Below are 12,581 nucleotides of genomic sequence, written 5' to 3' on the forward strand. Positions count from 1 at the left end.
ACGAGAGCGCCAATGAATACCGTCGTTGCGGGTATTACCTACCGGGCGCTGCTGGGCAGGCGCAGGATCATTCTGCTGCTCCTGCTGCCGCTTGCGCTGATCGCGCTGGCCGTCCTGCTGCGCGTGTTCGGGGCCGCCGACCCGCGCTCGGCCAAGATGCTGATGGACAATTTCGCCATCGCTATAATGCTCCCGTTGCTCGGCCTCATCGTGGGGACCGGGGTGATCGCCCCGGAGATCGACGACGGCACGATCATCCACCTGATGTCCAAGCCGATCTCGCGGCCGGTCATCGCGCAGACGAAGTTCCTGGTGGCCGCCTCGCTGATGGCGGTGTTCGCGGCGGTCCCGACGTACTTCTCGGCGTGGCTGCTGGTGGGCAACGAGGACGGCCTCGCGGCGGGCTTCGCGCTCGGCGCGCTGGTCGCGGGCTTCGCCTACGTCGCGGTGTTCCTGCTGCTCGGCACCATCACCCGCCACGCGGTCACGATCGGGATCATCTACGCGCTGCTGTGGGAGACGCTGGTCGGCACGGTCGTACCGGGAGCGCAGAAGTTCTCCATCCAGCAGTGGGCCAAGACGATCGCCGTCCAGATCTCCGACAACCCGTTCCTGACGGCCAACGTGACACTTGGCTTCGCCATACCGGCGCTGATCATCGTGACGCTGGGCGCGGTGTTCTGGGCGGGACAGCGGCTGCGGGTCTTCGCCCTCACGGGCGACGAATAGCCGTACGCAGCGCCGCCCGGTCGAGCTTGCGCCTGCTGGATCGCGGGAAGTCCGCGAGCACCGCGATCCGGTCGGGCAGCGCGCCCGCGTCGACCAGCGCGGGCAGCCGGGCGCGTACGGCCGCCTCCTGGAAGCCGTCGCCGGGCACCAGCGCCAGCACGACCTCCTCGTCGCCGGTGACCGGATCGGCCAGGCCGACGATGGCGGCGTCGGCCACGCCGGGCAGCGCCGCGATGGCCGGTTCGTACAGGCTCGGGTAGATGTTGAACCCGTCGCGAAGGATCATGTCCTTCTTCCGGCCGAGTAGCACGAGGCGGCCCTGTCCGTCCAGACGTACCAGGTCGCCGGTGGCCACCTCGTCGTGCGGCGGCTCGCCCAGGTAGCCGCGCGCCAGGTGCGAGCCGCTGACGATCAGCTCCTGATCCTCGGTGAACCGCACGCCGACGCCCGGCAGCGGCGCGCCGAGCAGGTCTCCCTCGGTGCAGGCCAGCTTCTCCGCCGCGCTCGCCAGCGCGATCGGCAGCACCTCCGTCATCGCGTAGATGCTCAGCACCTCCGCGCCGGGCGCGGCGGCGATCGCCTTCCGCAGTACGGCCGGCGGCGCGGGAGCCGAGCCGAGCAGCAGGTGGCGCAGGCTCTCCGGCAGCCGTTCCACCCGCTCGACGAGGGCGGCCAGCTCGACGGGCACGCAGTACAGGTGGGTCACCCGGCGCTCGAAGATCAGCTTGTCCGGGCCGGGCATCGACCAGGTGGCGCCCCCGATGAGCGCGGGCAGGCCCAGCATCAGGCCGTCGGTGTGGACGACGTCGCCGGGTTCGACGGGGAAGCGGTCCCTGAAGATCTCCAGCCCGGCGGCGAGGGACGCCCGGGTGTGCACGACAGCCCTGGGGTGCGCGGTGGTGCCGGAGGTGAAGATCACCGCCGCCGGATCGTCCGCATCGCCCCGGCTCGCACCGGTCGGTGGGCCGTTCAGGTCGCGTAACCGTACGGCGTCCCTGGGCACACCGGGCAGCCAGCGGCCGGTGTAGGCGTGGCGCAGATCCAGCTCGGGCAGCGGATCGCGGAGGCCGGGCAGGAGCACGCCCCGGCGCCTGGCCAGGGCGCGCAGCGGCGCGAACGACGTGACGGCGTACAGCAGCGACCCCGCCACCACCCAGCGCGGCCGGGCCAGCCGGAGCCGGGCCTGCAGGATCTCCGGCGCGAGGCCGGGATCGGCGAGCACCAGCACCCCGCCCGCGGCGACCACGCCCAGCGCCACGGCGATCGCGTCCGGCGAGGGCTCGACGGCGTAGAGCACACCGTCCCCGCGCGCGAGCCCGTCAGCCACCAGCCGGTCGCGGATGCGCAGCGCCCGCTCGCGCAGCCCGCCGAACGTCAGCTCCCGCCCCCGCGCCCCCACGATCGCCGTCGCCCCCGGCGTACGCTCACAGGCGGCGAACACCTGAGCCAGCAGATCGCTCCCCATCCCACTCCCTCAAAGCTCATATCCCTCAAAGCTCCTGTCCCTCAAAGCTCGTAACGCCGCATGACCGGCACCGCCACCCGCTTGAGCAGCCAGGCCAGCACCACCCAGCCCGTACGACGCCGCCACGGCAGATGCCCGACGTGCACGGCCCGGTACTCGATCTCCGGCACCCCGCCGCGCAGCCGCTTGAACTCCCCCGCACCAGCACTGTCGTTGACCGCGAGCCCCTCGTCCACCGCGATCTGATAGACCAGCGCGCTCAGCATCCGGTACAGCCCGATCTGCTGCGGCAGCGCGGTGTCGTACCCGAAGATCGGCGTGGTCAGCGTCCCGTCACGGTGGAAGTAGCCGAGCACCCCGGAGATCCGCCCGTCCCTGGCCAGCGCCCAGTAGGTGATCGTCCCCGCCCGCATGGTCTCGCGGACGAACCGCTCGGTGAACTGCGGATTGTTCCGCGAGTATTTATCCAGATAAAGCAGGTTATAGAGCTCGACCACCCGAGCCGCGTCATCCTCGCCCGGCCGCACCACCTCGTACCCCCGGCGCTCGATCAGCCGCAGATCACGCCGCCACTTCTTGCGCTGCCGGGCCCCCTGCTCCCCCGGCCGGACCAGGTAGACCCGCCGCCCCGGCACCATCACACAGCCGTCGATCCGCCGGTTCACCGAGCAGAACCCGACGGCGTGCCCGGGGAACCGCTCGCGCAGGAACCGGATGGCGGCCTGCTCATGGGCGGGCTCGATCGCCGGATAGAGGTTCGTGGACAGCAGCCAGTTGTTGACCAGCACCACCCGGTCCAGCTCCGTCCACCGGCACAGCGCCCCCAGCGCGGACAGCGCCGCCGCCAGCACCACGCGCAGCACCCCGCTTCGGAGCACGCGCAGCTCCTCACCGGCATAGGTCACATAGTGCGTGTACGGCGAGCACACCCACGCGTTCCCCTGTTCGCCGTCGTTGACCGACACCGGCAGCACCACGCGCCCGTCCACCAGCAGAACCCCGTAGGTCGTGGCCACATTGCCGACGAACGCCTCGGTCCCGCCCTCGACCAGCGGCACCAGGTAGTCCCGCGCGTAGGCGCCGTCCTCGGTCTCGGGCCAGGGCAGCTCGCCGAGGTCGTCCCGCGTGTACAGCTCGGCCTTCACCGGCCGTTCCACTCGATGTCGTACGTCGAGCACTCGATCAGCGACCGCCGCGTCCACAGCGAGCGGATCCAGTTCTCCCACAGCACCCCGAACTGCGCCACGAACGGCCCCCGATCGCCCTTCACCGCGATCACGTCGTCAGCGGACGACACCACGCTCACCCACCGGCGCAACTCCGGCCAGGACCGCACACCGGCCAGCCCGAAGCCGAGCATCGCCAGCCCGATCATCGCCCGCGCGCCGGGCGCGGGCCGCAGTGGCTCGTCCGGCAGGTCACCGAGCAACACCCCGGCCAGCTCTTCGCCCAGCAGATGGACCCCGCTGGTGGCCCGCGGATTGCACTCCATCGGCAGCACCCGGTCGCCGGCCATGAAGTCGAAGGCGATCTGCCCGCTGAAGTTGGCCCGCTCCACGAACCGCGTCACCCAGGCATCCACCTCGGCATGCTCCACCGGCTCAAAACTGACACAAGCCCCGGAAGCCGTGAACTCCACCGCGTAGGCGGCATGAGCCACCACCCTGCCCTTGACGGCCACGGAGTACGTGCAGATCTGCTCCCCACCGAGCAACTCCTGAGCCACCCAGGGCCCCTCATCCACCCTTAACCCGATATTTCCCCGCACCACCTGCACCTTCGTACCAAAGCGCGAAAAAACCGGCTTTAGCACGAAGGGGCGTCGGATCCCCACCAGGTCGTCCTGCGACGTCACCAGCACCGTCTCCGGCACCGGCAGCCCGAACCCCTTCGCCAGCTGGACGAACTCCCACTTGCTGTGCAACGCCCGCAGCGTCCCGAGCGGCTCGGCCAGCACCTCGCAGGGCAGCCGCTTCCGCCCCCGGGCGACCCAGAAGATCTCCTCGCAGGTGGGCACGACCAGCCGCACGCCCTCCAGCTTGACGATGTCGGCCAGGGCGTCGATGAACGCCTCGGGGGCCCGGTTGGGCGGCGGCACCCGATGGCTCACCGCCACGGCCGCGGACCGCGCGCAGAGCTGCGCCCGCGAGCTCTCGGCCACCACGACCCGCGCGCCCGACCTGGCGAACTTCCTGGCCAGGTCCAACGCCACAGGGGCCCGCCCACCGGTGATCAGCACAGTCACGCTCACCAGCCGCAGAATACGCGTGAGGGGCACGGCGGTGCCGTGCCCCTCACCGGAAAAGACTCAGACGCAGGCGGCCCGCACCACGTCGGCCAGCCGGCCCGCGACCTCGGAGGCGTGCTCCTCGGACGAGGCCTCGACCATCACGCGGATCATCGGCTCGGTGCCGCTGGGCCTGATCAGCACCCTGCCGGTCTCACCCAGCTCCTTCTCCGCCAGCGCCACGGCCTCGGTGAGCTCGGGCACCGACGCCTTGCCCCGGTCCACGTCCTTGACGTTGATCAGGATCTGCGGCAGCGCCGTCATCACCGTGGCCAGCTCGTGCAGCGACTTGCCCGACCTGGCCACGACCGAGAGCAGGTGCAGCGAGGTGAGCAGACCGTCTCCGGTGGTGGCGTGGTCGAGCATGATGACGTGACCCGACTGCTCGCCACCGAGGTTGTAGCCGCCGGACTTCATGCGTTCGAGCACGTAGCGGTCGCCCACCGCGGTCTCCACCACCTGGATGCCGGCGTCGCGCATGGCCAGTTTGAAGCCCAGGTTGGACATGACGGTCGTGACCACGGTGTCCTTGGACAGCGTGCCCTCGGCGTGCATGTCGGCCGCGAGGATCGCCATGATCTGGTCACCGTCGAGGATCGCACCGGTGTGGTCGACCGCCAGGCAGCGGTCGGCGTCGCCGTCGTAGGCGATGCCGAGGTCGGCGCCGCGCGAGACGACGACCTGCTGCAGCTTGGGCAGGTAGGTGGAGCCGTAGCCGTTGTTGATGTTGAGGCCGTCGGGCCGCGCGCCGATCGCCTCCACCCTGGCTCCGGAGCGCACCAGCGCCTCGGGGGCGACCATGTGGGCCGCGCCGTGAGCGCAGTCGACGACGATGTCCAGCCCGTCGAGCCGGCCGCTGACGGTGGTCAGCACATGGGAGATGTAACGGTCGGCTTCACCGTACGCGTCGCGGACCCGGCCCACGGCGGAGCCGACGGGAAAGGTCCAGTCCTCGCCGAGCCGTCGCTGGATCTCGTCCTCGACCGCGTCGGACAGCTTGAAGCCGCCGCGGGCCAGGAACTTGATGCCGTTGTCCGGCGCGGGGTTGTGCGAGGCCGACAGCATGACGCCGATGTCGGCGCCGAGTGCGGCGGTGAGGTAGGCGACGGCCGGGGTGGGCAGCACGCCGAGGCGCAGCACATCCACTCCGGACGACGCGAGGCCGGCGACCACGGCGGCCTCGAGGAACTCCCCCGAGGCACGCGGGTCCCGGCCTACGACGGCCACAGGACGACGTCCTGTGGCCGAGAACGCGCCCGCATCGCCGAGGACGTGAGCCGCCGCGACCGAAAGGTCCATGGCGAGCTCCGCCGTGAGATCGCGGCCAGCGACCCCACGAACCCCGTCGGTGCCGAAAAGGCGCGCCAATTTAGCGCTTGCTGTACTGCGGAGCCTTGCGGGCCTTCTTGAGGCCGTACTTCTTCCGCTCCGTGGCGCGGGCGTCACGGGTGAGGAAGCCGGCCTTCTTCAGAGGCGCCCGGTTGACCTCGACATCAAGGGCCGTCAGCGCACGGGACAGGCCCATGCGGAGCGCGCCGGCCTGGCCGGTCACGCCGCCACCGTCGATGCGCGCGATGACGTCGAACGCCTCTTCGGCGCCGAGCACCACGAAGGGCTCGTTGACGATCTGCTGGTGGACCTTGTTGGGGAAGTAGACGTCCAGCGAACGACCGTTGATCGTCCACTTGCCGGTGCCAGGGACGATGCGCACGCGGGCGATCGCCTCCTTCCGGCGGCCGGTTCCGTACGAGTTGCCCGTGGTGACGGGCTTACGCACGGGAGCGTCAGCGCTGGCGGTGGACTCGGTGGTGTACTCGGAAGGGAACTCCTCGCCGGAGAAGCCTTCCACCTCGGCCTCGACGGCCGTCTCGACACCGGTGGGCTCAGCCACGGTTCTCCTCTAAATCTTTCGGAAACTACTGGGCGATCTGGGTGATCTCGAACGGCACCGGCTGCTGGGCCTGGTGCGGGTGCTCGGACCCCGCGTAGACCTTCAGCTTCTTGGCCATCTTCCGGCCGAGGGAGTTCTTCGGCAGCATGCCCTTGACGGCCTTCTCGACGGCCTTGTCCGGCCGCTTGTCCATGAGCTCGCCATAACTGACGGAACGCAGACCGCCCGGGTAACCCGAGTGACGGTAGGCCTTCTTCTGCTCACGCTTGTTGCCGGTGAGCGCGATCTTCTCCGCGTTGATGATGACAACGAAGTCACCGGTGTCGACATGGTTGGCGAAGATCGGCTTGTGCTTGCCGCGGAGCAGGATCGCGACGTGGCTGGCCAGCCGGCCCAGCACGACATCGGTCGCGTCGATGACGTACCACTGACGCTGGACGTCGGCGGGCTTCGGTGAGTACGTGCGCACGGTCGTAGCCTTCTTATGCTCGCGTCTTCGGCGCTGTCGGAAGTGACAGCTCTAGGGTCGGTTGGTGCGGGCACACGACGGCCCGGACCTTCCGTCTCCCCGCCCGATGGGCTGATGATGGGAGATGACGCCGGACGCGCCGCGCATTGGTCACGCTGGACCTATGCACACAACGATTGATTAGGCTACCCGCACTTAAGGGTGCTGGTCAAAAGACCGGTAACCCGAGGTCGAGTCTACCTGACACAGAACGGTTCGATTTCGGTTCCCTGGGATCCCTTCTTTCCCAGGACCAGACATCTCTATCGTTGGCCATGGCATGGGGCACAACTCTCACACCCGGCACACCCAGCGGAGCGCACGGCGCCGGAACCATCTGGGGGTGCTCGCCTGCCTCATGGCGGTTCTCTTCACGGGCGTGTTGATCGGGCGGATGACCGACGAGGCGGAGCCCGCCGGCCACATCTACCTCAACGAGACGGCCCCGCCCGCCGCCGCGGCCAAGGTCACGACCACACCCAAGCCCAAGAAGGCGCAACCGTACGCCGGGCGCATCGCCAGGGAGACCACCACCGGGATCCCGCGCGGCAGGGCCAGCATGCGGCCCACCAAGAGCCCGGACAAGAACACGGTGCCCGGCTACACCGCGGAGGACCCCACCCGGGTGCTCGGCGAGCAGACCGTCGAGGTGTCGCCGGCGATGGCGGCCAAGGTCGTCAGCCTCACCAACGCCGCCAGGGTCAAGCGCGGCTGCGGCCCGCTCCGGACGGACGCGAGGCTGACCCGCTCGGCCCGCGCGCACTCCATCGAGATGGCGGAGAGCGGCCGCTTCACCCATGACTCTCCCAACGGCTCGTCACCGTGGGACCGGATGGAGCGCGCCGGATACCGGATGGGCGCCGCCGAGAACATCGGCCGCGGCTACACCTCGCCGGAAGAAGCGGTCCGCGGCTGGCTCGACAGCGCCGACCACCGCCAGAACATCCTCAACTGCCGCATCGAGTCCATCGGCGTCGGCGTGGTGGCCGGTCCCGGCGGACCTTGGTGGACCCAGGACTTCGGTTATTCATGACCGCCTTCACGGTAATGTCGCCGCATGGGTTTTCCCGACGAACGTGACACCAGCACGGAGAGCACCCCCCGCCGTTCTCGCAGGGCCCGTGACGCGGCCGAACCCGGCGGCACCCGCAACCCGTTCGAGCCGGTCGCGGCGGCCGGCTCTCCCCGCAAGGCCAAGGCCAAGGAGCCGGTGGCGGCCGAGCCGGCTGTCGAGCCGGTGCGGCGCAGCACGACCTGGAGCCCCTATGACGAGGGCAAACGCTCGCGTGGACCGCTCTGGTTCACGCTCGGCGGCCTCGCGGTGCTCGGCGTGCTCGTCGCGGGCCTCGTGGTGATGTTCAAGTCGGGCGACTCCCAGCAGGCACAGACCGAGGCGGCCCGCCGCACCTCCGCGCCGCTGCCGTCGGCGCCTCCCGGCAAGTACAGCTACGCGGAGGCGCGCAAGACCGACCCCGACCCGCTCACGGTCAAGGAGCTCTTCCCGGCCAAGAAGGTCACCGTCGCCGGCCGCTCGTACACGATGACGACCACCAGCAAGATCAAGAAGTGCGCCGACGGAGCCACCGGCGGCAAGATCCAGAAGGCCCTCAAATCCGGCAAGTGCACGCAGATCATCCGCGCCACCTTCCGCGACAAGGCCGGCAAGGTGATGGGCACGGTCGGCGTGGCCAACCTCACCTCCACCAAGGCCGCGACCAAGGTGCGGTCGGTCGGCAGCAAGACCGACTACGTCAAGCCGCTGACCGGCAAGGACTCGCTCACCAAGAGCCTCGGCACGGGCAGCGGCGGCACCCAGATCTGGATGTACGGCCACTACGCCGTCATGATCTGGTTCCAGAACAAGGACGGCAGCAAGCCCGACAAGAAGGGGCAGAAGAAGCTCTTCCAGGCGGTCGACGACATCACCAAGGCCACCGTCTTCAAGGCTCTCGACGCCCGCACGCTGACCGGCCACTCGGGTGCATAAACGCGCCTAAACCCGTTCATAAGTACTCAAATAGCATCGCTGATCCAGTCGGGAACGCCCATACCGGCATAACGATCTCGCGACTCTCGCTAGGCTCCCCCTTATGCGTGGCCAGGAACCTGGGTCTGAGAACGATCGTAGGGAATCCGACGGCTCGGCCGCACCGGCGACGCCACCGCCGAGCTTCGGCCAGCCCATTCAATATCCCGAGTCACGGGCGTCCCAAGAGGCGCCCGGGTCCAATCAAGCATCGCCGGCGCCGTCCGAACCGGGCACGGGTGCTGATTCCGGCTCTGACAGCGCCGGTTATAGCGATGCCAGTTATGACCGTGCCGATGACGACGGCTCCGAAACCCGTCCGGGCGGCCATTCGCCGTACGGCCCTGCTCCCGTGGCGGAGAGGCTGCCTGCCTTCCCGGGTACGCCGGATGCCGAGCAGACGGTGATCGGGGCATCGGCCTTCGACGCGTCGGCCGACTGGCAACCGTTCGAACCACACCCGGCGGACCCGGCATCGGCCGAGGCCGAGGACCAGTCCGACCTGCCCGGCCTGCCGGCCTTCCCCGGCGCGCAGCCGTGGGAGGTGGCCGGCGACGACGCCGCCCCGTACGACTGGTTCGCCGACCCTCAGGGGCCGCCCCGCCCCATGCGTGGCCGCCTGCCCCGCAACCTCGGCGCCCAGCCCGGCACCCCGTCCCCCGCACCGCGACCTCCCGGCGGCCCCCAGGCCACCGGCTCCGGACAGCCACGGCAGCCCGCCGCACCGGAGCCGGGCGCCGAGCCGCCGTCGCAGCCCGGCGTGTCGCAGCCCGGCGCCCAGGCTTCATGGCAGTCCACCGCACCCGAACCGGGCGCACCGGCCTCCGGCGCCCAGTCTTCGTGGTCGGCCGCGGAGCCGGAACCCGACCCCCCGGCACCCGGCCAGTCCGGCGCCCGGCGGTCGCCGTCGAGCGGCCCGTGGCCCGCGCCCGTCCCGGAGGAGCCCGCCACCTGGGCGGTCGATCCCGTGGTGCCCGGCGCGCCGACGTGGGAGCCGCCACCGGCCTTCACCGCCGCGGCCGCGGGCATGCAGGTATGGCCCGCGCCCGTCTCCGACCCGCCCGCCATGCCGCCCTGGCCCGCCGCCACGGGCGAGCTCGCCGTGGAGCCGGACCTCGACGACGCGGCGGACCGGACGTCCCCCTGGAACGTCCTGTCGGAGGGTTCGGCCGAGCCACCGGACGACGCCCCCACCTTTCCGGGCGGCATCATCCCGCCTGTCGCCCCCGCGTCCGGCGCCAAGAGCTCCGTCTACGGCGGCCCCACCACCAGGGGCCCCGCATTCGGAGAGCCCGCACCCGACTTCGAAGAGGACGACCTCTCGGAGGACGCCGAGGACTTCCAGACCGACCCGAACCTGACCGCCCCCCACCATTTCGACGCGAGGGACGCGTCCGCCCGCCCCTTCGGCGCCAAGGACACGGCCCAACCCGGCTTCGACGCGAACACCACCGCGCCTGACTTCGACACGCCCGCGCCCGGGTTCGACGCGACCACTCCGGCCGCCTCCGCCCTCACCAGCCCAGCGCGCGCGTTCGACCCCAACGCCCGAGCGCATGCCTTCGACGCGAGCCCGGGGCCGTCCGCGTTCGACCCGAACTCCCTCTCCGCCGGACACCCGGTAGAGCCCAGCGATGTCCCGGTCTGGCCCCCGCTCCCCCACGGCGGACCCGAGCAGGAGAGCCGGGTCCCCGACCTCCCCTTCGAGGTATGGGGCCAGAAACCCACTCCCGCCCTGTCCGTCCCGATGGCACTGCCTCAGGGGTCGCAGGACCGCCCCACACCGCCGCAGGGCCTGCCCGTCACCTACGGGCAAGGACCGTTCAAACAGTCGCCGTTCCAGGCGCCACCGCCCGCCAGCGGCCCGCCCGGTAAGCCGGCGGGCCGGAAGGCGCTCTTCATCACCCTGGGCGTACTGGCTCTGGCAGGCGTCGCCACAGGCGGCTTCTTCGCCTACAAGTCGGTGAGCGCGCCGGCCCCGCCCGCCGCCACGGCGGTCGCCAAGGAGCCGTCGGCGACGGCTCCCCCGACCATCGTCAGCACCGACTCGACCACGACCCCGGTCGTCCCGGCCACCTCGGTCCTCAACTCCGAAGAGACCGACCCGCGCAAGATGTCACTCTCCGAGGCGTTCCCGCAGAAGAAGATCGAAGCGGGTGGCGCCGTGTTCTCCAAGGTCAAGACCGACATGACGTCGAGCTGCGAGAAGGCCGCCTCCGGTCCCTTCGCCGACGCGCTGCGCGACCAGAAGTGCAGCCGGATCGTACGAGCGACCTATGTCGACGCCAAGCGCCGCTACGCCGTGACGACGGGCATCGCCGTGCTGCCGACCAAAGAGGCCGCCATGAGCGCCGACAAGGCCAAGAACCTCGGCCGCAACATCTGGTTCCGCGGCCTCCCCTCGGCGGCGGGCACGGGCGGCGAACGAGTGGAGATCGCCGGCGGCTACGCGGCGGGCCTGGTCTGGGGCCGGTACATCGTCTTCAGCTACGCCACGTACGCCGACGGCCACACGCCCGGCGTCAAGGAGAAGACACTCGGCAAGGTCAGCGGCGCCTTCCGCGACCAGACCTCACAGGTCCTGGAACGCCGCCTCACCAACGACTGACCGGCTACGGCCAGTCGGTCAGTCGTTGGCGGGCGGAACGTCGCCCAACGTGCGGACCCGCCGGGTCGCGAGAGCGCGCCCGGCGAGTTCCGCGTCCGGCGGGTAGCTCACCTCTTCCAGGCACAGGCCGTGCGCGGGCGCCACGTGCACCCCGGAGTCCCGCACGGCCCGCGCCAGCACCTGGCCCGGCCACTCCATGGGCCGGCGCCCGTCGGCCGCCGACAGGAGGGACCCGACCAGCGATCGCACCATCGAATGGCAGAACGCGTCGGCGACCACGGTGGCGACCAGCACCCCGTCGCCCTCCCGCACCCAGTCGAGCCGTTGCAGCCGCCGGATCGTGGTCGCCCCCTCGCGCTTCTTGCAGAAGGCGGCGAAGTCGTGCTCACCGAGCAGGTGTCCGGCCGCCGCGTTCAGCGCGTCGAGATCCAGCGGGCGGTTGTGCCAGACCACCTCCCGGCGCCGCAGCGGATCCACCCCACCGGGTGCGTCACTCACCCGGTACGCGTACCGGCGGGACAGCGCGGAGAAACGCGCGTCAAAGCCCTCAGGAGCCACGCAGAGCCGATGAACCCGCACATCCGACCCCAGCACCCCGGCCAGCCGCCGCAGAAGCGTAGCGAGCCGCTCATCCACGTCCAGCACCCCTACGGCGCTCCCCGACACCGGGCCAGCCGACGCCGAGCCAGCCGACGCCAGGCCGGTCGGCGCGGGGCCGGTCGGCGCGGGGCCGGTCGGCGCGGGGTCGGCTGACGCCGGGCCGGTCGGCGGGGGGCCGTCAGACGGGAAGGTCGCCGAGGGTTCGCGGACGGCGGATCTCCGGTGGTTGCGGTCGAGTGCGGACAGCGCCTCCACCGGGAGATCCACGTGCGCCACCTGCCCGCGCGCGTGCACCCCGGCATCCGTACGCCCGGCGACGGTCAGCACCGGCGGCTCGATCAGCCGCAGGATCCGGCCGAGCGCCTGCTCGATCTCCCCCTGGACCGTACGCAGCCCCGGCTGCCTGGCCCACCCGGAGAAATCCGTCCCGTCGTAGCCGAGATCAAGGCGGAGCCGTACCACGATCA

11 protein-coding genes are annotated in these 12,581 nt (G+C 70.7%); 4 read left to right on the forward strand and 7 right to left on the reverse strand.

Features of this window, described 5'->3' with window-relative positions; translation table 11 throughout:
- The first annotated feature begins 12 nt into the window (after positions 1-12).
- Positions 13-729: an ABC transporter permease subunit gene (locus AB0F17_RS23705; RefSeq protein WP_358026333.1), complete on the forward strand. Its 717-nt coding sequence runs from the start codon at positions 13-15 to the stop codon at positions 727-729.
- On the opposite strand, the gene AB0F17_RS23710 is transcribed toward AB0F17_RS23705, so the two are convergent.
- The 6 genes from AB0F17_RS23710 to rplM are packed head-to-tail and all read right to left on the reverse strand — an operon-like array spanning position 713 to position 6,841.
- Positions 713-2,194, reverse strand: a complete 1,482-nt coding sequence (locus AB0F17_RS23710; protein WP_358026335.1) for a class I adenylate-forming enzyme family protein — start codon at positions 2,192-2,194, stop codon at positions 713-715. The genes AB0F17_RS23705 and AB0F17_RS23710 overlap by 17 nt on opposite strands.
- A 41-nt stretch (positions 2,195-2,235) precedes the next feature.
- Positions 2,236-3,339 carry a GNAT family N-acetyltransferase gene (locus tag AB0F17_RS23715; protein WP_358026337.1) on the reverse strand — a complete coding sequence of 368 codons (1,104 nt, stop codon included), beginning with the start codon at positions 3,337-3,339 and terminating at the stop codon, positions 2,236-2,238.
- Entirely contained in the window at positions 3,336-4,445 is a 1,110-nt protein-coding gene (locus AB0F17_RS23720) for an ATP-grasp domain-containing protein (RefSeq protein WP_358026339.1), read from the reverse strand. The genes AB0F17_RS23715 and AB0F17_RS23720 overlap by 4 nt, the downstream gene beginning before the upstream one ends.
- A 57-nt stretch (positions 4,446-4,502) precedes the next feature.
- The gene (glmM, locus tag AB0F17_RS23725; RefSeq protein ID WP_358026342.1) at positions 4,503-5,849 is read right to left on the reverse strand and encodes a phosphoglucosamine mutase; all 1,347 of its coding nucleotides are present in this window, start codon (positions 5,847-5,849) and stop codon (positions 4,503-4,505) included.
- 1 nt (position 5,850) lies between these two features.
- Positions 5,851-6,372, reverse strand: a complete 522-nt coding sequence (gene rpsI, locus AB0F17_RS23730; protein WP_214633200.1) for a 30S ribosomal protein S9 — start codon at positions 6,370-6,372, stop codon at positions 5,851-5,853.
- A gap of 25 nt (positions 6,373-6,397) precedes the next feature.
- A complete protein-coding gene (rplM, locus tag AB0F17_RS23735) occupies positions 6,398-6,841 on the reverse strand; it encodes a 50S ribosomal protein L13 (protein ID WP_358026345.1) in 444 nt (147 codons plus the stop codon).
- A 319-nt stretch (positions 6,842-7,160) separates the two neighbouring features.
- On the opposite strand from rplM, the gene AB0F17_RS23740 reads away from it, so the two are divergent.
- The 3 genes from AB0F17_RS23740 to AB0F17_RS23750 all read left to right on the forward strand — a co-directional run bounded on the left by AB0F17_RS23740 (position 7,161) and on the right by AB0F17_RS23750 (position 11,514).
- A complete protein-coding gene (locus tag AB0F17_RS23740; protein WP_358026348.1) occupies positions 7,161-7,913 on the forward strand; it encodes a CAP domain-containing protein in 753 nt (250 codons plus the stop codon).
- Between the two features lie 24 nt (positions 7,914-7,937).
- On the forward strand, positions 7,938-8,867 hold the full coding sequence (locus tag AB0F17_RS23745; RefSeq protein ID WP_358026350.1) for a hypothetical protein: 930 nt from the start codon (positions 7,938-7,940) through the stop codon (positions 8,865-8,867).
- 391 nt (positions 8,868-9,258) lie between these two features.
- The gene (locus AB0F17_RS23750; RefSeq protein ID WP_358026353.1) at positions 9,259-11,514 is read left to right on the forward strand and encodes a hypothetical protein; all 2,256 of its coding nucleotides are present in this window, start codon (positions 9,259-9,261) and stop codon (positions 11,512-11,514) included.
- Between the two features lie 18 nt (positions 11,515-11,532).
- On the opposite strand, the gene AB0F17_RS23755 is transcribed toward AB0F17_RS23750, so the two are convergent.
- On the reverse strand, positions 11,533-12,576 hold the full coding sequence (locus tag AB0F17_RS23755) for a tRNA pseudouridine(38-40) synthase TruA (RefSeq protein ID WP_358027056.1): 1,044 nt from the start codon (positions 12,574-12,576) through the stop codon (positions 11,533-11,535).
- Positions 12,577-12,581: the final 5 nt, after the last annotated feature.

It is taken from the genome of Nonomuraea sp. NPDC026600 (genome assembly GCF_040638335.1).
Classification (GTDB): domain Bacteria; phylum Actinomycetota; class Actinomycetes; order Streptosporangiales; family Streptosporangiaceae; genus Nonomuraea.

Coding starts and splice junctions, on each gene's coding strand:
- AB0F17_RS23705 (WP_358026333.1), top strand. CDS start 13: ATGAATACCGTCGTTGCGGGTATTACCTACCGGGCGCTGCTGGGCAGG.
- AB0F17_RS23710 (WP_358026335.1), bottom strand. CDS start 2,194: ATGGGGAGCGATCTGCTGGCTCAGGTGTTCGCCGCCTGTGAGCGTACG.
- AB0F17_RS23740 (WP_358026348.1), top strand. CDS start 7,161: ATGGGGCACAACTCTCACACCCGGCACACCCAGCGGAGCGCACGGCGC.
- AB0F17_RS23745 (WP_358026350.1), top strand. CDS start 7,938: ATGGGTTTTCCCGACGAACGTGACACCAGCACGGAGAGCACCCCCCGC.